This is a genomic window from Streptomyces sp. NBC_00005, from assembly GCF_045160215.1.
GTDB lineage: Bacteria > Actinomycetota > Actinomycetes > Streptomycetales > Streptomycetaceae > Streptomyces.
Genome location: NZ_CP108316.1, coordinates 46730 through 68546, shown reverse-complemented (window position 1 = coordinate 68546; position 21817 = coordinate 46730). Strand labels below are relative to the sequence as shown.

19 protein-coding genes, 1 tRNA gene and 2 pseudogenes are annotated in these 21817 nt (G+C 67.7%); 9 read left to right on the top strand and 13 right to left on the bottom strand.

The window, feature by feature from the left end; translation table 11 throughout:
- Positions 1–142: 142 nt before the first annotated feature.
- Positions 143–219: transfer RNA gene (locus OG303_RS00345), tRNA-Met, on the top strand.
- 618 nt (positions 220–837) lie between these two features.
- A complete protein-coding gene (locus OG303_RS00340; protein ID WP_405863539.1) occupies positions 838–975 on the top strand; it encodes a hypothetical protein in 138 nt (45 codons plus the stop codon).
- A 6-nt stretch (positions 976–981) separates the two neighbouring features.
- Here OG303_RS00340 and OG303_RS00335 read toward each other — a convergent pair whose 3' ends face one another.
- Positions 982–1134, bottom strand: a complete 153-nt coding sequence (locus tag OG303_RS00335; protein ID WP_405863537.1) for a hypothetical protein — start codon at positions 1132–1134, stop codon at positions 982–984.
- Positions 1135–1503: 369 nt separating this feature from the next.
- On the opposite strand from OG303_RS00335, the pseudogene OG303_RS00330 reads away from it, so the two are divergent.
- The 3 genes and pseudogenes from OG303_RS00330 to OG303_RS00320 form a co-directional block, all read left to right on the top strand.
- Positions 1504–1596: pseudogene (locus OG303_RS00330) on the top strand (TetR family transcriptional regulator); the annotation flags it as partial.
- Positions 1597–2049, top strand: a complete 453-nt coding sequence (locus OG303_RS00325) for a TetR family transcriptional regulator C-terminal domain-containing protein (RefSeq protein ID WP_405863535.1) — start codon at positions 1597–1599, stop codon at positions 2047–2049.
- A complete protein-coding gene (locus OG303_RS00320) occupies positions 2046–2447 on the top strand; it encodes a hypothetical protein (RefSeq protein WP_405863533.1) in 402 nt (133 codons plus the stop codon). The genes OG303_RS00325 and OG303_RS00320 overlap by 4 nt, the downstream gene beginning before the upstream one ends.
- A gap of 257 nt (positions 2448–2704) precedes the next feature.
- Here OG303_RS00320 and OG303_RS00315 read toward each other — a convergent pair whose 3' ends face one another.
- The 8 genes from OG303_RS00315 to OG303_RS00280 form a co-directional block, all read right to left on the bottom strand.
- Positions 2705–4219, bottom strand: a complete 1515-nt coding sequence (locus tag OG303_RS00315; RefSeq protein WP_405863531.1) for an ISL3 family transposase — start codon at positions 4217–4219, stop codon at positions 2705–2707.
- Between the two features lie 312 nt (positions 4220–4531).
- Positions 4532–5311, bottom strand: a complete 780-nt coding sequence (locus OG303_RS00310; RefSeq protein WP_405863529.1) for an ATP-binding cassette domain-containing protein — start codon at positions 5309–5311, stop codon at positions 4532–4534.
- Entirely contained in the window at positions 5308–6357 is a 1050-nt protein-coding gene (locus OG303_RS00305; protein WP_405863527.1) for an ABC transporter permease, read from the bottom strand. Before OG303_RS00305 ends, OG303_RS00310 begins: the two co-directional genes overlap by 4 nt.
- On the bottom strand, positions 6354–7493 hold the full coding sequence (locus tag OG303_RS00300; RefSeq protein ID WP_405863525.1) for a sugar ABC transporter substrate-binding protein: 1140 nt from the start codon (positions 7491–7493) through the stop codon (positions 6354–6356). Before OG303_RS00300 ends, OG303_RS00305 begins: the two co-directional genes overlap by 4 nt.
- Positions 7494–7664: 171 nt before the next feature.
- Positions 7665–8021 (bottom strand): hypothetical protein, encoded by a 357-nt coding sequence (locus OG303_RS00295; RefSeq protein ID WP_405863523.1) that lies wholly within the window; start codon positions 8019–8021, stop codon positions 7665–7667.
- Positions 8022–8238: 217 nt separating this feature from the next.
- Positions 8239–8646 carry a hypothetical protein gene (locus OG303_RS00290; RefSeq protein WP_405863521.1) on the bottom strand — a complete coding sequence of 136 codons (408 nt, stop codon included), beginning with the start codon at positions 8644–8646 and terminating at the stop codon, positions 8239–8241.
- 604 nt (positions 8647–9250) lie between these two features.
- Positions 9251–10261 carry a hypothetical protein gene (locus OG303_RS00285; protein WP_405863519.1) on the bottom strand — a complete coding sequence of 337 codons (1011 nt, stop codon included), beginning with the start codon at positions 10259–10261 and terminating at the stop codon, positions 9251–9253.
- Between the two features lie 802 nt (positions 10262–11063).
- On the bottom strand, positions 11064–11783 hold the full coding sequence (locus OG303_RS00280; RefSeq protein WP_405863517.1) for an SDR family oxidoreductase: 720 nt from the start codon (positions 11781–11783) through the stop codon (positions 11064–11066).
- Positions 11784–11837: 54 nt separating this feature from the next.
- Between OG303_RS00280 and OG303_RS00275 the strand changes: the two genes are divergently transcribed.
- Together OG303_RS00275 and OG303_RS00270 are read left to right on the top strand one after the other, a co-directional pair.
- Positions 11838–12470: a TetR/AcrR family transcriptional regulator gene (locus OG303_RS00275; RefSeq protein ID WP_405863515.1), complete on the top strand. Its 633-nt coding sequence runs from the start codon at positions 11838–11840 to the stop codon at positions 12468–12470.
- The gene (locus tag OG303_RS00270) at positions 12467–13300 is read left to right on the top strand and encodes an SDR family NAD(P)-dependent oxidoreductase (protein WP_405863514.1); all 834 of its coding nucleotides are present in this window, start codon (positions 12467–12469) and stop codon (positions 13298–13300) included. The genes OG303_RS00275 and OG303_RS00270 overlap by 4 nt, the downstream gene beginning before the upstream one ends.
- A 161-nt stretch (positions 13301–13461) precedes the next feature.
- Here OG303_RS00270 and OG303_RS00265 read toward each other — a convergent pair.
- Positions 13462–14356: pseudogene (locus OG303_RS00265) on the bottom strand (transposase); the annotation flags it as partial.
- 342 nt (positions 14357–14698) lie between these two features.
- Entirely contained in the window at positions 14699–15274 is a 576-nt protein-coding gene (locus tag OG303_RS00260; RefSeq protein WP_405863512.1) for a hypothetical protein, read from the bottom strand.
- Positions 15275–16397: 1123 nt separating this feature from the next.
- Between OG303_RS00260 and OG303_RS00255 the strand changes: the two genes are divergently transcribed.
- Positions 16398–17212, top strand: a protein-coding gene (locus tag OG303_RS00255; protein WP_405863510.1) for an IS5 family transposase whose coding sequence is annotated in 2 segments (ribosomal slippage) — positions 16398–16715 and positions 16718–17212 — 813 coding nt in all. Because the reading frame shifts where the segments join, the coding sequence is not laid out codon by codon here.
- A 41-nt stretch (positions 17213–17253) separates the two neighbouring features.
- Here OG303_RS00255 and OG303_RS00250 read toward each other — a convergent pair.
- Together OG303_RS00250 and OG303_RS00245 are read right to left on the bottom strand one after the other, a co-directional pair.
- Entirely contained in the window at positions 17254–17856 is a 603-nt protein-coding gene (locus tag OG303_RS00250) for a hypothetical protein (RefSeq protein ID WP_405863508.1), read from the bottom strand.
- Entirely contained in the window at positions 17846–18226 is a 381-nt protein-coding gene (locus OG303_RS00245; protein WP_405863506.1) for an alpha/beta fold hydrolase, read from the bottom strand. The genes OG303_RS00250 and OG303_RS00245 overlap by 11 nt, the downstream gene beginning before the upstream one ends.
- A 739-nt stretch (positions 18227–18965) precedes the next feature.
- Between OG303_RS00245 and OG303_RS00240 the strand changes: the two genes are divergently transcribed.
- Positions 18966–21752 carry a protein kinase domain-containing protein gene (locus tag OG303_RS00240; RefSeq protein WP_405863504.1) on the top strand — a complete coding sequence of 929 codons (2787 nt, stop codon included), beginning with the start codon at positions 18966–18968 and terminating at the stop codon, positions 21750–21752.
- The last annotated feature ends 65 nt before the right edge of the window (positions 21753–21817 follow it).

Here is a 21817-nt window from a genome sequence, read left to right as displayed (position 1 = left end):
GAAGGATGCGGCGTAGCTGGGGCTGGCGCGTCACCTCAGCGGCGGGCCGGCATGTTGAGACGTCTGGAGGCGCCCGTACAACTCCGGCAGCGAGTAGTGGTCCGCTTGGATCACTCGCATGCCGTAGGCTGCGGTCTATCGACGCGGGGTGGAGCAGCTCGGTAGCTCGCTGGGCTCATAACCCAGAGGTCGCAGGTTCAAATCCTGTCCCCGCTACCAACTCCGGCCCCCTTGACACCATGTCGCGGGGGCCGGATGCGTTATGCGGCACGGTGAATGACCTCGCCCCGCTCCTTCGTTCACGTTCGCAGAGGCTCACGCTCCCCGCCGGTGTCCTCCAGCAAGACGATGGTCACTCCGTCACGGCTGCCGTGTATGTCCTGGTAGCTCAAGTCATCGAGCCGCGCTCCGAACAGATCTTCCAAGCGCCGTGATCTCATCACCATGCATGAGACCTATCCCCTGGTCACCACCTGCCGCAACGGCTTTGGCAATGCGCTGACGACCCTCGCCCGAAGAACCGGTGCGCAGAGGGTCCGTGCCGAGCGTCCGGCCTGGACCCTTGTCCTCGCGGCTACGCCGCCGCCCACTCCAACTCGAGGTCGGCCAACACCTGGTCCGAGGCGTCAACTCCGGGGATTTCAGGTGCCGCGACGGGGGCGCTGCCACTATCAGCTCATGGAGCTATTCCGCCTCGCCGCGAAGCCGAGCGAGCACGACCCGGCCACAGAAGCCGCCCTTCGCCGGGCATGGAACGCGTGCGCCGCAGTGCCCTGCCCGAAGTGCCGGGCCAAACCGTGGGAGTACTGCCGTAACAGGAGTGGCGGCATTTGGTTCGTGACCCAATTCCACAAGCCCCGCCAGGAGGCGGCGAACACCCTCGCCATCACGAGGCCTGTGGGGATCGGGGGGCTGCGCTGGGCCAAGTGCAGGGAACGCACCGCGTGGTCCGCCCAGCGCATCCCGCCGATGTGATCGGCCTCAGCGGCTGAGACGGAGACTCGGTCCCCAGGCGAACTCGAGGTCGTCCAGCAGGACTTCCTCCAGCTCTTCATTCCACCGGCTGCGCAGGAGGAACGGGGCACTCTCCATGCGCTCGTAGATGATCAGGCGTTCGGGCTGACCGACCAGCATGTAGCGGCCGTGTGATGCCGGCTTGCTGCCCGGCCCGTACGCGCGCAGCAGCTCCGCCAGGCGCTCACGGTGCCGGACGGCGAACTCCTCTTGGGCCTGTTGCGAAAGTGACTTCGAGCAGCGAGGCCGACAAGGCGTACGACTCCCAGACGATGCGCCCACCTGCGCGGACGCGGGATCGTTGCCCTGGGCCCGCGCTCTTGGCGCAGCCCCTGACGCCGTCTAACATTTGAGCAGTTGCTCAAACTGCTCGGTTCAATGAGGGGAACTTCGTGGCCAGAGCCGGTGGGAAGCGGTCTGTCGACCCGGCCGGGAATTCCAGCTCGGCAGAGACACGAGCGTCGCTGACCAAAGGAGCGGTCGAGGCCCCTGCGCGAGAAGGGATTCGCAGAGGCCAGCGCGCGGGAGATCGCTCGGCGCACGGGCAGCAATCATGCGCTGATCTTTTATCACTTCGGTTCCGTGGCCAAGCTGCACTTGGCAGCCTTGGACGCGGTCAGTGGTGGGCGCCATCAGCGCTACAGAGGCATGGTCGAAGAGTCCAAGAGCCTGGGCGATCTGGTCCAGACTGCCAGGGCAGTCTTCGATGAGGACTTGGATCAGGGGCACGTGAAGGTGCTCGTCGAGATGATCGCCGCTGCCCAGTTCACCCCCGAACTCCGTCCGGAAGTTGCCGACCGGATCCGTCCGTGGCGCACCTTCGCCGCCGACAGCATCCGTGACGAACTGGCGGGCTCCCCCGCTGCCCGACTGCTGTCTCCCGAAGAACTCGCTCACGGGATCGTGGCCCTGTACCTGGGCCTGGAGATGCTCGCCAACCTCGAAGGGGAACGCGGGGCCGCCCTTGCCCTGTTTGACCGCGCCCGGAAGATCGCCTCCGTCCTCGACATCTTCAAACGAAAGAAGAAGGCATGACCAGCAACAGGGGTGACTGGCTGCTCTTCACGGGGTGGCTCCTGACCGGGGCTTGCTACCTGCTCGCCCTGCTCACGGTGTTCTCGATCGGGCTTTTCATCCTGCCCCTTCCGATAGTCGGCACCGTCGTACTGGCTACACGTCGGGGAACTGAGCGGGGCCTGCTTGGTCTGGTATCCAGTGCGAGCCTGCCGCTCTTCCTCCTCACCTACCTCAATCGGCACGGCCCCGGCACCTACTGCGACAACTCGGCCGGCGGCGAGAACTGCACCGACGGCTTACTCAACCCCTGGCTCCTTCTTCTCGGCGGCCTACTCCTTCTCGCCGCAGGAGTTGCTCTCTTCCAAACGGTCCGGCGACGGCCAATAGCCAGCCCCCCAATTGGGTGGTCCCGCTAGGGCTGGGCGAAAGTGCCAGTCACAGCCACTCGTTGATGGCCGCGACCAGCACCGTTGCTTCGTAACGCACGGCCAACTTGTCGTATCTCGTGGCCACCGCTCGGTGCCGCTTGAGCCGGTTGATCCCGCACTCGACCGCGTGGCGCTCCTTGTAGTCGGCCTTGTCGAACGTTGGCGGTCGGCCGCCCCGACGGTCTAGCTTCTTGCGGTTGCGAACCTGGTCGGCCTTCTCCGGGATGGTGCACCCGATCTTGCGTCTACGCAGGTAGGGACGGTTCCCGCGAGATCCGTGTCGGCGCCTGGCCTTCGACCTGGCCAGAGCTCCAGTGCGTGGACAGGCCGGCGGTGACCGCGTCCAGGTCCCTCTTCATGCCGTTGACCAGGGAATACAGGGCGGGCAGGTCGTCTGCGCGGACGCGGTCCATCCATGCGGGCAAGTCTTCGCCGCGCAGATCGTGCATCATGTCGGCGAAGTCGCGGACGTGGCGTGCGGTGGCGTCGAGGTGCGGGCAGGCGGCCCGGATCTCTTTGAGCTTGGCCGCGTCGGTCTCGGCAGGGTGTCCGGGGTTGGTCATGATCCAGCGGACGACGTGCCGGGGTTTCGGGGCGGGCCGCAGCTCGGGAGCAGGCGCGGGCGGGTTCTTAGGCTTGGGGCTGTGCGGCTTTTTGAAGGGCGGGAAGTAGCGGCGGACGCACTGGATGTCTCCGGCGAAGCCGCGTGCGCGCAGCTCGTGGTGCAGCTGCGGGATGTCGTGGCAGCCCTCCGACCAGCGCATGTGCAGGTAGGGCTTGTGTTCGTCCAGGTTCGATGCCCGGTTGGTGGCCTTGACCAGCAGTTCGTCGAGACTCTGGGCGCGGGCGAAGCGCCGTACGGTCGAGTGGTCCAGCCGTAGTTGGCGGCCGATCGCGGCCAGGGTTTTGCCCTCGGACAGTAGCTGCTGCACCGCCGTGTATCGCTCGGTGGTGCGGGCCACCAGCCGCCTTGGATATCCGAGGACATCCCGGGTGCCGTCCGGCGGGACGAACGGCACCGCTTCCGGGGGTGGCTCCGCTGTCTCTCTGGGTGCCGTGGCGGACTCCGTGACAGCCGGGGCCGTCGTGAACGCCTTGCGGATGCACGGGTGATGGGCGCCGACCGTCTTCTCCACAGCTTCGGCGAGGTTGCGCAGCAGGTGCCAGGCGTCTGCCACTTGCTGGGCCTGCGGAGCCCTGCTCCGGGCACCTTCGGCGTAGGCACCGGCCCGGTCACGGCAGACAACCTCGACTTCCGGATGGCCGCGCGGCCAGGCGGCCAGCGGCTCGGCGTCCCGGCCCGGCAGCACATCGACCGGGCGGCGTCCTTCCAGGTCCACCAGGATCGTGGCGTACGAGTCGCCCTTGCGCAGCGCGAAGTCGTCGACCCCGAGGACCCGCACGCTGATCTGCGGTAACTCCGGTAACCCGCTAAGGAGTTCAAGAAGCTTGTCCTTGGCGACGCGGATGCTCAGCGCGGCCGCGAGCCGCGCACCCGGCCGACCCGCCAGAACATCGGCGATCGACGTGAGCAGCGTGTGCAACAGCGGCGTGTACCGGGCATGCGGGCTGGTCAGCCCTTCGATCTGCTCGGCGAACGTCACGGCCGGACACTGCGGATTGAGGCACTTGAACCGGCGCACCATGAGTTCGACCACTGCCGGGGCTCCGCCGACGGGTGCGTCAGTGAGCCGGCGCGCGTACCGGCCGTGCACACGCCTCGACACCACCCCGCATCTTGGGCACCTCGCTGTCGGCACTGCGGAGTGAGCGCAGAAGGTGACCGTTCCGGCCGAACGCTCGATCGACTGACCACCGCACCCGCTAAATGCGGCAGCAATCGCCCCAAACCCCCTGAACCGCACACCCGGTAGATGCCCAGGTCAGGCAGGTGACGTCACAAGATCCCCGACAGAGCCGAATTTTCCCCAGTCAAGGACGCCGCAAAGCGGCCCGAACAGCTTCCAGTTCTTCAACCGCGACAGGGCGTGTTCCACCGAGCTCGGGCTCAGCGGCCGCCGGCTCCCCGTCCTCCGGAGCACTCGCCGCGGCATGGCTCCGCCCGAAGGTGCCTATTTGGTCCGCGACTTCCGGTACTCCTCGACCACCAGGTCGGTCAGCTCGGCCACCGACGTCTCCGACGTGCGCTTGTCGAAGGTGATCTCGCCGTGCTGAAGCAGGTTGACCCGGTCGCAGACCTCGAAGACCTGGGCGTAGTTGTGGGCGATGATGATGACGGAGACCTCGCCGCGGGTTTTGAGGTCGTTGACCAGGTCGAGAATGAGTGCGCCCTCCTTGGCGCCCATCGCGGCCAGGGGCTCGTCGAGAAGGAGGACCCTGGCCTCGGAATAGACCGAGCGGGCCACGGCGATGGCCTGGCGCTGGCCGCCAGAGAGCTTGGCGACCTCGACGTCGACCGACGGGATGTTCACCCCCATCTCGTTCAGGTGCTCCTGAGCGATCTTGCGCATAGCGCGGTTGTCCAGCAGCCGAGTACGGCGGATCTTCTCCCGGTTCAGGAACATGTTGTGGTAGACCGTCAGCTCGTTCACCAGCGCCAGGTCCTGGTACACCGCGTCGATGCCGAGCGAGCGGGCATGGTCGACCGACTTGAGCGTCACCTCCTGGCCGTCCAGGAGGATGCGGCCGGCATCGGGCCGGTGGAAGCCGCAGAGGATCTTCAACAGGGTTGACTTTCCAGCGCCGTTGTCACCGACCAGGGCGAGTACCTCACCCTTGTTCAGGCGCAGGTTCACGTCCCGTAGCGCCGTGACCGCGCCGAAGCCCTTGGCCATGTGCTCCACGGAGAGGGCCGGCGCCGGCGTCGGTGTCGGCCCGGTCGTCCCGCTCATCGGCGGCCTGCCCTTCGCAGTCCGGCCAGGTACACGTTGAGCACCATGGAGAGGATGATCGCCGCACCGAGGATGATGTTGAACGGGTTAGCGTTGATGCCGATGAAGTTGAATCCGTTGCGCAGCTCCGCGAGGACGAGCGCACCGAGGAGCGCTCCGACGACCGTCCCGGAGCCGCCGGCCAGCGCCGTACCGCCGATGACCGAGGCGGAGACGGCGGTGAACATCGGGGACGCGCCATCCGCACCCGCAGCGGTCGGGTCGATCGAGTCGACGCGGAAAGCCTCGAGGACGCCGGCAAAGGCCCCGAGGGCGCTGGTGGCCATGAAGTTGCCGAACTTGATGCGGCCGGTCTTGATGCCGGCCTCGCTCGCGCCGAGCGGGTTGCCGCCGGTGGCGATCGTGTACAGGCCCCAGCGTGAACGGGTGAGTACCACATGGAACAACGCGACGATGATCAGGCACCAGATCAGTTCCGACCAGTCCGACTGCCCGAACCAGCCGCGCACCCCGTGCGCCGCCTCGGGGATCTGTGCCGGGTACGCGTGCGACGTGGTCAGCATGATGCCCAGGACGAGGAAGAGCATGCCCAGTGTGGCGACGAACGAGGGTACCTTGAGCACGACCACCACGAAGCCGTTGGCGAGACCGATGACGGCGCCGGCCAGTATCGAGCCGATGATGGCGACGATCGGGTACGTGCCGTAGTAGTCGATCATGTAGTGCATCAGGAACGGCGACAGCGCGAAGACGGCGCCCACCGACAGATCGATCTCCCCGCTGACCAGCAGCAGCACCATGCCCGACGCGATGATCGCGTACGGCGCCGTCTGCTGGGAGAGGTTGACCAGGTTGCTGCGGGCCAGGAAGTCCGAGTTGTTGGACCAGAAGTACAGCAGCAGGGCCACCGCGACGATGAAGATGGTGGCCTCGCGGCGGATGACGAACGCCTCGAAGGCGAGGCGCAGCGGGCCGCGCCGCCTCACCTGCGGGGTGCCGGCGGTGGTCTTCCCACCGGTCGCGTCCTGCACGGCCCGCTCGCTCATGCGTGTCCTATGGCGCCGGAGCGCTTGATCAGCTGCTGCTTCGTGCTGGAGCCCTCGTACCGGGTCCTGGTCTGCAGATACGGGTCGACGTTGTCCTTGGTCACGAAGAGCAGGCCGGTGTCGGTGACACTCGGGATCACCAGGCCGCCGGACAGCTTGTACATCCACAGGTACAGCACGCTCAAGAAGCCCTGCAGATAGGGTTGTTGGTCGATGGTGAAGTCGAGGTCACCCGCTTTGATCGCGGTGAGGGTGTTCGGGTTCAGGTCGAAGCCGCCCGCGACCACGCCCTTCTTCTTGAGGCCGTACTTTTTCACGACCTTCCCGACGCTCTCCGTCGAGCCCGCGTCGACCGCGAACAGGCCTTTGAGGCTTTTGTGTCCGCTGGCATACGCGTCGATGGTCGACAGCTCCTGAGGAAGCTCCGCGCCGCTGGCGACGGACTTGAAGTCGATCGACTTGCCGGATGCCTTGATCGCGTCGGTGGCCCCGTCGATGCGCGGCTGGATGTTGAGCGCGCCCGGGGTGGCGATGAACCCGACCGCGTCCCCGCCCGAAGGCATCACCGAGGCGATGCGGCGGCCCAGCTCGACCCCGGACTGGTAGAGGTCCTGGCCGATGTAACAGAGTCGGCTCGTCCCCGGATCCCCTTTCGCGCCGTCCGCGTTGTACGAGACGGTCGGGATTCCGGCGTCCAGGGCTTTGTCGACGGGCGACTTGAAGGCGTTCTTGTCGACGACCGCCACCGCGATGCCGTCGGCCTTCGCGGAGACGGCCGAGGACATGGCGCTGACCATTTCCGGGACGCTCGAGTCCTTCGAGCCGGTCCACTGGAACGAGGCGCCCAGGAGCGCGCAGGCGTCCGCCGCGCCGTATTGCGTCGGAGTGAAGAACGGGTTGGTCGTGACGTGGTTGACGAACACGAACCTCCACTTCGGTGTCTGCGGGAAGTCGCCGACACCGTCGCCCGGTTTGTTGTCGTTGCTCTTGTTGTCGGCTGAGCAGGCGGACAGTAAGGCAGCCGCGGCGGCCGAGGCGCTCACCATGCCGGCCCCGCTCAGCAGCCGCCGCCTGGCCAGCCCGTTCAGGCCGAGCGTGTCGACGGCCTCTTCCACCTGCGGATCGATCTTCTTCATGATCACTCCGGCGCGCTCGGCCCATGCAGCCCGATATTTCGAACGGCGTTCGGCACGTTTGGTGGGGGTGAACGTAGAACTGGCCCGATAGGTCGTCAAGGCCCTCAGCGGGCTAGGGTTTCGCCAACATTCGTACGTGGATCGTCTGCGCCGCCACACCTACGTCCTCGCCTATGTCGTCATCGGTCGGGGGCTGGCCTTGGCCTTCGGATAGTGCCGACGGAGCACGGAAAGACCGATCGCCGCCCGCCGTACGCGCTCGCGTGCGGTCACCACGGCCACGTCGTCAAGGTGCGCTCCGGAGGGATACAGCGACGGCGCGATTCGTACCGTGAACTTGAGGTGGACAGGAGCCGCCACGCGCACGAGGGCCGGGATCTCGTAGTAGCGGACCACGCCGCCGAAGTCGTCGGCGCAGAGGACCCACAGCTGGCCGATGTCGGACACGAGCACGCTGTGCACGCCGAGGTCGCAGCCCCGGATGACGTCCTCGACCCCGTACGCGAGCTGATCGGCGCCGCGCCCCACGCCGGCCCCAGGTGCAGCCGCGCGACGGGGTCATCGCGTACCCGGCTGTGGGAGTCAGACCCGCTAAAGCTCGGGGCCGTGTACCGCAGGGCGTACTCGGGCCACAAGTTCCCCAGAACCAGGACCGGCCCGCGCGCGGGATCGGTGAGGAGGTTGTGCAGGGCGGCAGCGATGCGTTCGCCGGCGTTGTGGCCCTCGAGGTAGTGCTGGGCTTCGTTCAGCCACACCACCGTGCACGGCGCCACCGCACGCAGGCCGGCGAGCGCCGCCTCGGCCCGGGTGGGATCGAAGGGATGCCACAGCCCCCCGACTCTGCCAGCGGTTGAACCGCCTCCCAGCACGCTCGGGTCTTCCCGGTCGAAGACGAACCGGCCAACACCACCAGGTGACTGCGGCCTTGGGCCGCCTCGCCCACCACCTCGGCCAGCACCCGGTCATGCTCACGCACCACGTAGCCGGGCAGCAGCGCCTCCCGCACGCCGCCGCTGTGGGCGCGGCGCGAGAAGGAGCCGGCCGGGTGCACCTCCAGATCGTGCGGGCTGCACCGTGCGATCGGCTGCCCGATACGCCCCGTGCCCAGCACGTCGCGCCGCGCTGCGGCACGCGGTGTCTGTTCGTTGGGCACCCGACTGCTCTCCCGCCACTGTCTTGTGTCCGCTCGTGATTCATCTTCGCCTGCTCACCGGTCGTTTTCTGGGCCTTTGGCACGGACGGGGAGGCAGGCGGCCGTGTCAGAAGGATCCTTTGACCCCCCTGCTCGCGGCCCTGCGAAACCGGCGATGGCCAGGGGATGCCGCGCCTGCACGACACGAGCGTGGTAGGCGGCCTCGTGAGAGAGGTTGCTGCTGCGGCTGACCGTCACGCGCCCTGGGTGGGGTCGCGGGGCATCGGTTGCAGACCGAGCTCGCCACGAACTGCGGTGAGGAAGTCCCCTTCGGCCCCCACCATTGGTGCAACTGGTCTGAGGGCAGGTCTGCTGGGCTGCAGGTGGCGCGCGCGGCGGCAAGCTGGCGTTGCGTGGGTGACCAGGTGAACGGCGGCGCCGACCGTCGCGGGGCTGAGCGCCACCAGAGGCATGGCGGCGAATCCGGCTTCGAGACTCTCCTTGCAGGGCCGTCCCGTCTCGTCGAAGAACGGCATCAGGCGACCGGGCCAGACGGAGAAAGCATCAGGTCCTTGGCAGCGTCCTGTCCGGGTGAGGTGGTTCGCCGCGTCGAGTTGACGCATGTCTAGGGGCGCTGCGGAATGTCTGGTTGCATCCATTCCAGGCGCCGGTGGGCCTCGACGAACATGGACGCCCCGCCCAGGCTGCGGGGATGCGATCCCGCGGCCTGCCATCGGGCAACGCCCCAGCCGGCGAAAGACAGCAATGCGGCCCCTGCGCCGAGGACCGGCAGCGCCGTGGCGCAGGCCAGACCGGCCGTGCCGGCCGCGGCCAGCGTGGTGCAGCCGATCTCGACTCGTGTCCACACCCTCGTCTTGTCCGCCTTGCGCACGATCTTTTGCTCCCTCGCCCACAGGGTGCGCAGCTCCTCCTCGGCGATCCTGACCGAACCGGGGTCTAGTCGCAGGTCTGTCAGCGACTCGTGCGCCGCGGTCCGCAACCGTGCCACTCGGTCGCGGAACCAGTCGAAGTAGGCTGCCCGCATGGCCGCGTACTCCTCATCCATGGCGAGATCGACCGCGCGGCGCAGCACATCCAACTCGTCTCCGCCCGGCTCCGGCAGCAACAGGGGGCGGGGCACCGCGACCAGTGCCTCGGCGGCCGACACGGTATGCGGCTCCTCCATCGTGGGGCGTACTTCCTGACGCCACTGCGCCTGCGTCGGATAGGCGGCCACCGCCTCCACGATGCCGGGGATCTCGCTTCCGGGCACGAGATGCAGGCCTTTGCTGGTGTCCACGAAGTGATTGCCCGTCAACGCGTGCGCGGTATCCAGCCGCGACTGCAGCTCCTGCCACGTCTGCGGGCCCCATCGCACGAGCTTGGCCAGACGCGCACCGTTGTAACCAGCAGACTCTTGCGTTCCCAGGATGCCCAGCAAGACGTCCAGACGCTCCGGATCCCAGGTCTCCGAGGCGTCGGCTGGATTGGGGTGCCGCCACCGCTCCCGCTCACCCTCGATGAGGGGATCGGGATACGGAATGGCGAGGCGGTCGAACAGTAGGACTTCGCGAAGATATGCCTCGCGCAGGCAGTGATCCCGCACCGAGAAGGTCCCCCACACAGGCGCTCCCATGCGCCGAACGTACTGACCGGCGCCCCAACCGGCCACCCCCCCCGGGGCGCTCGGTACGTGCTCCCGGCCTCGGAATTGCCCAGTGCCGGGGGCGTGGTGCTGCTACCGACACGGGACCAGTGATGGGCCTCAGCCGACGGCGCGTTGCGCTCGATGTGTCGACCCCGTCGCGGCTTGTTGGACCGGGTGGGACGAGCGGTGCGATGACCGAGGCCCTCGAGCGGGATGCCGGCGTGCTTCTGGCGCAGTACGACGACCAGAGCTGGCGCCGGCTGCGTCGGCGGCGCCGGGCGGGGGGCCGGCGTGTCATGGTGGGCTGCCCGGCGGCCGGTGCCTGACCGGATACGGCAGCGCGGGATGCGGGTGCGAGTTGCTCCCGGTCCCTGTGGGCACGGTCACTGTCGTGCGCTGCGTGGGTGCAGCGGCCCACGCGTCGATGGCTAAGTGGTCTCGCCTGGAAGTCTTTCGGGGGTTGATGATTCGGTCTTGCCGGTGGTATTGGTTGCTGCGCGGCTGGCCGCTGATCATCCCGGCTCGCTGCGCTCGGCGGCGTGAGATCGGGCTCGAAGTACGCATCAACGCCGCGCTCAACGTCGGTCTGCCACCTCCGAGATCGCCGGAGTGCTGCTGCGCTCGGCCGTCTGCTGCGCGATGCCACGGTCCATCAATGCCCCCCTCGTCGCCGAGAAGGTCTTCGCCGATGGTGAACTGCTCCCGGGGCCACCCCGGTGTTGGGCTTTGAGTGTCGGTGTCCTGCCGAGGCGAGGCGGCAGGGGCAGGGCACCACGGCGCGGTGGGCGGGTCAGCCGAGCGAGACCAGACGCGCGCCCCCGTCGGTTTCGATGATGGTGCCGGTGAGGTTGGCATTGGTGGCGGTCAGGGCTACCACCTCGGCGATCTCATGTGCCGAGGCGATGTGGCGGACCGGCAGAGTGGCGGCCGTTTGTGCGAAGTACTCGCGCTTGGCGTCTTGCGGCAGGCCGTTCCACCAGGGGGTGTCGACGAGCCCGGGAGAGACGGCGTTCACTCGTATCGGAGCGAGTTCCGCGGCCAGCGGCTTGACCAGGGCCTCGACGGCGCCGTTGAGGGCGGCGATGCCGGCGGTTCCTGGCATGCCGGTCCGCGCGGTGATGGCGCTGAGCAGGGTGATGGATCCGTCCGGTGTGAGGTGCGGCAGGACCGCCTGGATCGTGGTGACGTGGGGCCAGAACTTGGCCTCGAACGCGCGTCGCAGCATCGTCAGGTCGAGATCGGCTACCGGCCCCGGTCCTTCGCTTCCGCTGGCCGCCAGGACCAGCCAGTCGATGCTGCCGGTCGCCTCGGCGAGTGCGCTCATCTCGTCGGGGTTTCCGGCGTCGGCCCGGTGCCCGAGCAGTTCGGCGTCGGTGGCGGCAAGGGCGTCAAGGCGCTCCTTGTTGCGGCCGGCGATGTGCACTGTGGCGCCACGTGCCTGGAGCAGGCGGGCCGTTGCGAGCCCGATGCCGGATGTTCCCCCGACCACGAGGGCAGTGCGCTGGGACATGGCGTCTCCTTATTTCGAACCGCTGCGTCTCGAATTAAGCTAGCCTCCATGGTCATGGACAAGCAACCCCCCTTGGAGTCACGCCCGGGACGCAAGCGCAGCGAGGAGAGCCGGATGGCGATCCTGGTCGCGGCGTTCGAACTGGTCGGCGAGGTCGGCTACGCGGGCCTGACGATCGAAGGAATCGCCAACCGCGCCGGATGCGGCAAACAGACGATCTACCGCTGGTGGCCCTCCAAGGCCCACGTTCTCCTCGAAGCACTCGCAGTGAAAGCCGATCTGTACATCACGAACGCCGACCACGGCTCCTATACCGACGACGTACGGGCCTTCCTGCAGGACACGTTCCGGCTCAGCCGCCAGCAGCGCGTCGTCGACATCCTGCGCGTCCTGATGGCGGAGGCCCAGATCAACGAGGAGTTCGGCGAACTCTTCCGCAGTGCCTTTCTGCAGCGGCGGCGCGACGCGCTCCAGGTCGTCCTCGATCGGGCCCGGACACGGGGCGACCTGCCGCCCCGTCCTACTGCGTCCACCGTCCTGGACATCGTGTTCGGCACCTTGTGGTACCGCCTCCTGACCACGCGCCAGCCCATGGGCGACGACCTCGTCGAGGACCTCACGGCCACCCTCACGCAGGCCGCACAACCCCCGACCAACACAGCGATCGGCCTGGGAGACCAGCAATGACTCTTCCCCGCACCATCCTCATCACCGGCGCCACCGACGGCCTCGGCCTGGCCCTGGCCGAACGCCTGGCAGCCGACGGCGCCGACCTGATCCTGCACGGCCGCAACCAGGCCAAACTCGACCGCATCGCAGACCAGTTCACGGCCCGCAGCGAATCCAGGCCCCGGACCGTGACCGCAGACCTCGCCGACCTCGACCAGGTCCGCCGCATGGCCGCTGAGATTCGCGCATCGGTGGACCGACTCGACGTCCTGGTGAACAACGCCGGCATCGGCGGCGGGCAACCGGACGGCCGCACCCGCCGCACCAGCGCAGACGGCCACGAGCTGCGCTTCGCCGTCAACTACCTCGCAGGCTTCCTGCTCACCCTCGAACTCCTGCCGCTGCTGCGCGCGTCAGCGCCGGCCCGCATCGTCAACGTCGCCTCCATCGGCCAGCACCCGCTCGACTTCGAGAATCTGATGCTGGAGCGCGACTACGACGGCATCCGGGCCTACGGCCAGAGCAAGCTCGCCCAGATCACGTCCGGCTTCGAACTCGCCGCACGCCTGCCCGCCGACGAGGTCACGGTCAACAGCCTGCACCCCGCCACCTACATGCCGACCAAGATCGTCCTCGCCGAGATCGGATACAGCATCGACACGTTGGAAGAAGGAGTGACCGCCACCCGCCAGCTCGTCACCGATCCGGCACTCGCCGGTACCACCGGACGCTTCTACGACCGCACCCGCGACGCACGCGCTCATTCCCAGGCATACGACAGCGCGGCCCGACTGCGTCTGTGGCAGGCGAGCCTGCAACTCACCAAAGCCGACAGCCCCCTGTGTTGAGTGCCGCTGGAGTGGAGGCCGTGACTGGCGGGGACGGTCGAACAGACGGGCCCCGAGATCACCGCGTAGCTCCTGCGGCCGCCCGTGCCTCCAGGGCGTGAGGGCCGCACTGCAGGCCGGGCAGGTCAACCGGCAGGCCTGCAGCTGGCGTTGCACGCTCACCGCATCAACGTGCCGTGGAGCAAGGGGAGTTCACCGCAGTGGTCGAGCCAGGGGCCACGGGCCTGCAGTCGGGGGCATCCGGTCCCAGGCGAGGGCTTCGGCCGTGCCGTAGCGGGTGGTGTCGCACGTCGTGGCCTGGTCGGGGGTGTGCCAGGACTCAGGCTTGGAGAAGGTGAGGACGCCGCCGTGCTTGCGGGGCTGTCCGCCACGCGGGGTGGAGCGGCGTGGGCCGGCGTCCCGGAGCATGACGCGGTCCGAGCGGAGCCGGCCGACCAGCTCGACGGGCAGGTCGGCCAGGACGTAGGCGAGGCGGGTGACGTCGTAGCCGGTGTCCATGACGACGAGGATGTCCGCGTCGCCCGGCCGCCAATGCCCGGCGTGCACAAGCCGGGTGACCACCTCGCGCAGCTGGGTGGCGGTCACCGCAGTGGCATCGTCGGACGGCCCCAGCCGGATCGCGTCCAGCACGGCCGTCCAGGACGTGCGGCCCGTCTCCAGCGCGGCGACGAAGGAGTAGGGCCAGCCGGGGATGAACTGATCCGCGCTGCGGCCCCGTCCGTAGACGTGGCAGAACAGCAACTCCGGGCTGGTGGGGGCGTCGGGTCGCAGCCAGTTGCTCACGTCCACCGCGAGTACGATCCGCCCGTCGGCGGCTCGCGGCAGCGGCGTGGAGGTCAGCAGCCTGCGCAGGCGGCACGGTTCCAGCCAGCCGTGGTTGAGCGCGTCGTACATCGCTCCGTGTCCACGTAGGTGCTCGGCCGTGAGTGTCAACTCGACCAGTGACGTCACGGGGCCGTCCGAGCACAGCACCGCGTCGGTGAGCTCGAAGAGCGCATCCGCCCGGGTGTAGAGGCAGTCGTAGAACTGGACACGAAAGTGGGACAGGACACCCAACGCGGCGTCAGCGGACTGTTCAGCGGCGAGACTCTTCACCAGCGGCCGATCTTCACGCGACGTTGCTCGACACCTCGAAGCGTGAAGAACGGCCGCCCTGCTGGCCCGGGAACGAACCAAGATCAGCGGGTCAGGTGAACGGCCGAGGTTAAACACCAAGCTAAGATCATGGCCCCAATGTCGTGCTTTAACCGGCAGGTCAACAGACTGCCCGACTCGCCGGAAGCTTAAGGGGCCATGATCACTCGCTCCAAAGCAGCTCCCGTCCAAAGCCGCTCCGTTGATCGCGTGGGCAAGAGCCCCGCCTGCCCCGAGGGGCCGCTGGTGACCGGTGCAAAGTGTTCAACCGGTTCCATCGTCGTCAAGCACTGCTTGGGCCAGCCTCGTGAATTCTGACAGGCGCTTGTTCAAGTCCAGGAGAACGCTACGGGCCTCACGGTAGACGTTCAGAGTGTTGGCATGGGTGGCGTCAGTCCCGGTGGCGGCGGTGTGGATGATGACCAGGTTCCTGTGTACCTGGCAGTACAGGGAGAGCCTCGATGCTGCGCTCTCAACGGCTTCAGCACTCTCCGCCAGCGACCCAGGCCCCGCAAGGGCTATGGTCATCCATGACTCCCTTATCGCAACCGTGAAGGTCTTTCCCTGGTCGCAGAACACTTGATCGAGTTCGGGCCTTATGGCCTGAACCTCCTCCGGGGGGTTGCCGTACATCGGCCACATGTGATCACGCAGAGCAGCGGCGGCACGCAGGAGGTCTCCATATGCGACCTGTCGCGGCTCTCTCCTTTGCCGTAGATGTTCCGACCGAGCCGCGATCTTGGCTTGCTCGCGTGAGGCCCATCCCGTGGCCATACCGGCCATGGTGGTGCCAACCGCTCCTGCCAGTGCTCCCAGTACTGCTGCCAGCCCCGCATCCATGCGGAGAGTTTGGCTGAGTGTTGCGGGTGCAGCGAGGGCTTCCGCTCAGCCGGGCCGTCTATGGGCCGTGCGAGGCGAACAGACGTTGATAGACGATGACAGGTAGCCCCGAGAAGCGCGCTGGTCAGAAGGTGGGCGACAGGGGAGCGGCGCACGCGGGAGACTCGGCGTATCACTTCCAGAAGAACTAGCCGATACGTGATCCAACACCGAGTCCCTGCTGGAGTATTGACCTACCGGGCAGAGGTGAGCAGCATACGCTTGTGATCAAGCATCATCCCGCAATGACACAGGGCCATCATGGCAGTTGAACCACGGCATGATGTGCGTCGGCTGCGTGTGCGTCTGCGCGGCTACATCCTTGCCGTGCTAATCCTCGCTGGGTGGGCGGTCATAGGTCACTGGTGGGTGCCTGAACCGTGGTCAGCGAGCATAGAGACCGTGCTCTTCATACTTGCGGCATCCGTGCTCTACGGCGAGATCCGCGCCTGGCGACTCCGTCGTAGCCACCGTATGTCCCATTAATCAGAAGGTGCCGTGACCCACACCATCCCTGGCCGACGCCCCTGACCGCAATCTGACGGCAACGGCAACGGACATCAGCGTACGCAGCGGTATGTCACGTGTCACGGGCGTCGACGTCTGGCCGGATCATGATCCTGGCCGTACGATTAACTCGCCTGAAAAAGCAGAGGCTCGGGGGGTTGCGTCGTAGACGACGGCGGCAGGACCGATGATGTGGAGCCGGTTGCCGTACAGCAGCGAAGTACAGCAACCGCCGCGACCGCAGCCGACCAACGCCAACCGCCAGCGATCGTCTGATCAGCCGGTCAGACCTCAGCGACCGTCCCGCCCATAGTTCGCATCGAGAGGCTGAGTTGTGGGCACAACCCGCGGTGTATCTCTGAACCGGCCCTGAGCAGGGAGCAGGTCAACACTGTCCAGGTTGATACCAGCAACAGCTCAGCCTCAGTCAGCCTGGGGCGCTCCTCACAGCACCCCGGCTCAAAAGGGGCCCCGCGTCTAACACGCCGACTACCGATCGCTAAGAGCTCGTAACACGATCTTGTTGAGGTGTCCTGGTCGGGCGTGACCAGTACGACGATTCCGCCGTTCGTGAGGTATGAGGAATCGGCCGTGGATCGTGGATGACGAACTGTGGGCGCTGATCGAGCCGTTGCTGCCGCCCTGGCCGCAGAAGGCTCCCGGCCCGAAGCCGGTGGATGACCGGCTGTGCTTGCAGGGCATCTTGTACGTGCTCTACAACGATGTCAGCTGGCAACTGCTGCCGCTGGAGCTGGGGTTCGGCTCGGGGCAGACCTGCTGGCGCCGGCTCGGTCGGTGGCACGAGGCCGCTGTCTTCGAGAAGCTGCACCGCCTGCTGCTCACCGAGCTGCACGCGGCCGACGCACTGGACTGGACGCGGGCCTGCGTGGATGCCTCCCACATCCGCGCGAAAAAGGGGGCGAGGCCACCGGCCCGTCGCCGGTCGACCGCGGGAAGACGGGTAGTAAGCACCACTTGATCTGCGACGGCCATGGCACCCCGTTCAAGGTGATCACCACCGCGGCCAACGTTAACGACGTCACCCAGACTCTGGCCCTGGTCGACGGCGTCCCGCCGGTCGCCGGGAAACCCGGTCGTCCCCGGCGCCGGCCTGACGCTTTGCTCGGCGACAAGGGATACGACAGCAACCCGAACCGGCGTGAGCTGCGCAGGCTCCGGATCCTTCCTGTGATCTCCCGCAAGGGTGCACTGAACATCAAGGGACTGGGCAAGCTCCGCTACGTCGTCGAGCAGACCTTCTCGCTCCTGCACCACTTCAAACGCCTGGCCGTGCGCTGGGAACGACGCCTCGACCTGCACGACGCTTTCGTCTCCCTTGCCTGCGGCCTCATCTGCTGGAGACGCCTCAAGAAGACCCACCCGCGAACGTGATGCGGGCCTACACGCCCAGCCGCGAGCCCGCCATCGAATCCTCATGCGGGGCGATCATCCAGCCTGACCGCCCACAACGTTTCGTCGTAGCCGCCGGAAGCGTCCAGGCCGAACTCCGCCTCCCCCAACGCCTCAGCACCCGATTCGTCGTAGAGGACTACGGACAAAGGCGGGTTGAGGAGAAGCTTCTGGCGGCGGATGTCGGCATGGCTCCGGTCCTGGCAGAGGAGGATTCGACCGATGCCATCCCGCAGGGCGAAGTCGGCCCAGATGCGGGGTAGGGAGACACCGGCGACGTACGAGATGATCGATCCGCTCTCGCCATCCCTGTGAAGCCGCCCGCAGTTGCCGCAGACGTACAGCGACGAGAACGACGCTTCCACGGCACGCTGCCGCTCCTGGGTGTCGAGATCGGCAGGAGCAGGCCAGGCGATCTGGTCGAAGAGCTCGTCAGGGACGAGCCGGAACTGCTGACCCGGGTTGTGGGAACCGCTGAAGATGTTGCCGCACCCGCACTTGAAGCCACCCATGTTCCTCCCTGTTCGAAGCGTTTCTACCAGGTCGACACCGGGTTCGGGACGGCAGCCTTCCCCTGGCCAGTTCGGCAGCAACAGCTTGATCAGCGCCCGCAGATCATGGTCCACGATCACAGCCGGATGCCCACGGCCCGCCAGTGGCCACAACACCGCGTACGTCACGGCCGAGCAGCCACGCTCGACAAGATCGTGTTACGAGCTCGTAGGAATGCCCAATCAGCACGGCCTTGGGCACGTCCCATACGTCGAGCAACTCGGCGAGATCATCGACATGCCGGGCGAAGGAATGGCGGCCCCGCCACCGGGATTGGCCTGTGCCACGCTGGTCGTACCGGTACACGGGCGCGAGGTCCGCGACCATGAGGGCGACATCGCCCAGATAATCCGGCAAACCCGGACCTCCATGGAGCATGACCACGGGCAGCTGCCGAGTCGTCTCCCCCAGCGCCATCCAACGCAACTGCGCCTCGTCGGTCATCGACACGAGGCTGCGCCTCCATCAAGGTCACCGCGGAGAACCTACCGGTGTCACTGAGGCTCCGCCATAGGTTAAAAGACAAGCTGAGTGCGTTGTGGCAAACCGGATTTCGTTCGAGCTGTGCGGTGCGGGTGATCATCTGGACAGAGGTACGGGCGCGGCGGTGGGCATGGAAGAACGGGCCTCTTGGTAGTGACGCGGTTACGACATCCAGCACGACCAAGGAAGCCCGTTGCCTGATCAGTTGAGCAGTACCACTGTGCCTGCGTCCACCGCGCTCACCCCTGGGTGTGACTGCTACGTGCCCGTGTCGGCGAACGCGCCGGAACCCTTCGCGACGCGACCGCGGCGCACAGCGGCGCGCGGCTCTCCCAAGCTGCCGCCCCGTTCCCCACGAGGGTGGTGGCGTGAACGCGTTCGACCAGGTCACGGTGGCGGTAGAAGAAGGGAGTCATCGTGTGGGGCATCGGACCGCACCTCGAGACCCCGGGCGTTAAGGGAAACCGCCCGCCCCGGACCGGACCACCACTGGGAGTGGTGTCGCCGCCTCGCCGCCGTGGACGCGAACGCGGCAACCCAGCCCGCCCAACACCGTTCGAGGCAGGCGCAGTGAACAGGAATGGATCTACGACCCACTCCCGCTCACTATGTGGGAACGGTACTTTGCCGTGTACGGGCTCTTCATCCGGTCTGCCGGCAGGGCGGGATGTCGGCCGATCGACAGCTCCGGGGGGTCTGTATGCGTTGGATCGGCAAGCGACGAAACGGCACACCGGAGTCCGGTGAGCCGGCCGCCGAGGTGCTCGCGCGGCTGCGGGAGGGCAGTGCGTCGGCCGAGCAGGACGGCCGGCAGGGCAGGCCCGGCAAGGCGGTGAAGCGGTACCGCGAACTGGTCGTTCGGGCGACGGCCGCGCCCGGGCCCGACGACCCCGACACCCTGGCCCTGCGGCACCAACTCGCCCACTGGACAGGGGAGTCGGGCGACCCAGAGGGCGCGGTGCAGCTGTTCGCGCAGCTCCTCTCCGACCGCGAGCGGCTCCAGGGACCCCGGCATCAGGACACCGGCCTGGCCCGCCACCAGCTCGCCCACTGGCACGGCCGGGCAGGGCGGGCCGAGGAAGCCGTACGCCGTTACGAGGAGATGCACCGCTCGGCCGAGCAGGAGGACCGTACCGAGGCCGCGCTCAACCTGCTCTGCGACATGGGCCACTGGCAGCAGCAGGCCGGCGACAACGCGGCCGCGCTGCGCACCTTCACCCGGATGCTGAAGACCGCCGAGGGCGAGCTCGGTTCGCAGCACCGGCTCACCGGTATCGCCCGACAGCGTTATGCCGAACTCGCCGGCGGGCTGCCCTTCGGTCATGAGCGGGGGCACGACAGCCTGGAGGGGCTCGTCGCGGCGGCCGCGGAGATCGAGCGGAGCGGTGACCTGCGGAGGGCCGCCCGCATGTACGGTCAAATAGCGGAGAAATGTGAGGAGTTGTACGGCGCGGGCAGTGACCGGACGCTCGGCGCGCTGGTGTCGCAGGCGAAGGCGGCCATGCAGACGGATGACCCAGAAGGCCTGGCCCAAGCCGTTGTCTGTTTCGGGAAAGTGCTCGCGTGCATGGAACTACGGGGAGAGGGCCCGGGCTCTCCCGAGTACGACACGCTGTCCCAGCAACGCGACGGACTCGCCCGGGCAGCCGGGACGACGGAATTGCACATCGGCGACACGGCGGGAACCCTGCTCGCCCGGCAGGTGGAGGCGGCACCCGCCACGGCCTTCGGGTTGCTGGCACGCGAAGCCCGCGCCCGGCATATCGCCCGGGTCTTCCCGGTCAGCGGTGATACCGATGACACGCGACCGCACCGGGTCAGCGTCGCGCAGTGGCGCACCGTGATCCAGCACGTGGCCGACCAGGGGTGCGAGGCCCGCGCCTTCTACTTCGCCCGTGCGGACCGCCGGCCGATACCCGAGGAGATCGCTCTGTGCGAGCGGCTGGGGTTGCTCGGCGTCTACGTCTCCAGTGAGGGCGCCGGCAATGTCAACGTGCAGGCATACTCCTTCCGGGATGGCACGGCCCATTCGGTGTCGCTCGTCGTGGTGGACGACGAGCCGGCGGAGCCGGAACCCGCCCCCGCGCGTGCCCAGGGTGGTCCCACGGACGTCCATGCCGAAGCCGAGGCCCTGGGGGAGTGGCGGCAGGTGGCGCGGGCCACGTCCGCGCGGACGATGGAGGATCCGGCGGCCTTCGGTCCCTACGAGGTCCTGGAGCGCGTCGGGGAGGGCGGGTTCGGTCGCGTCTACCTCTGCCAGGATCCGGACGGCGTCATGGTGGCGGTCAAGACCCTGCACGCGGAGTACGCGGCCGACGCCTCGATCCGAGATGGGTTCACGCACGAGGTGCAGGCGGCCCGGCGGGTCAGCGGCCGGTTCACCGTGCCCGTGATCGCCGCCGACACCAGCGGCGAGACCCCCTGGATGGCCGTGCCGTTCGTGGCCGCGCCCTCGCTGCAGGAGGTGGCCGAGCGGTGCGGCGCCCTGGATACCGCCACCGTCCGCGGCATCGGTGCGGGCATTGCCTCCGCGCTCAGCGCCATTCACGCCGAGGGCATCGTGCATCTCGACCTCAAACCCGCGAACGTGCTGCTGACCGAGGACGGCCCCCGCGTCATCGACTTCGGTATCGCACAGATCGAGCGGCTGACCGAGCCCCGGAGCGGGTTCGCCGGTACGTACGCCTACGCCTCGCCGGAACAGATCCGGGAGCACCAGCAGTTCACCCCGGCCAGCGACGTGTTCTCCCTCGGCACGCTCCTCGCCCGCCTCGCCCTGGGGCGCCTTCCCTGGGGCAGGAAGGTCCTCGCCGTGATGAGCAACATCTGCGACGGCACGCCCGACCTGGGGGGTCTGCCCGCCGAACTGGAGCAGGTGGTGCGGTCGTGCCTGCAGGCCGATCCGGCCCGGCGGCCGACCCCCGCCGAGGTCGCCGCGGCCCTCGCGGTCGGACCTGCGGGCGCACCCCTCGGACCGGAGGCGGAACGCTGCGCCCCGCCGCCCCTGCCCGCCGAGGCAACGACCCTCATCCGCGAGCACGCCGCTCTCCCGGGCACCCGCCGCTTCGAGACGCTCGTCCACACTCGGCTCGAGGGGCCGGACGACACCACGGTCGCCGCACGGCCGGCGACTGGCGGCGACACCAGTGACACACCACCCGAGGCCCGCACCCCCGACACCGCGGCCCGGGAGCTCGAAGCCCAAGTCCTCGCCTGGGAACGCGAAGGCGGCTCGAAGTCGACCGACCAGGTACGCCGGGAATGCGGCGCCTTCGCCGCGGAGGCGCGCTCCCGGCTCGGCGAGGACCACCCCCTGGCCCTGCGCCTCAAGGTCTCCCACGCCATGCTCGGCTACGACGGGACAAGAGGAACGGCTTACGCCGAACGCGTCGTGGACGAGGTCGCCGTACGTCTCGGTGACGGCCATCCCACGGTCCGGGACGCTCGTATGCTGCTTGCGGCGCTGAGGTCCGCCCAGCCGGGCTGAGTGCGTTGTGGCAAACCGGATTTCGTTCGAGGTGTGCGGTGCGGGTGATCATCTGGACAGAGGTA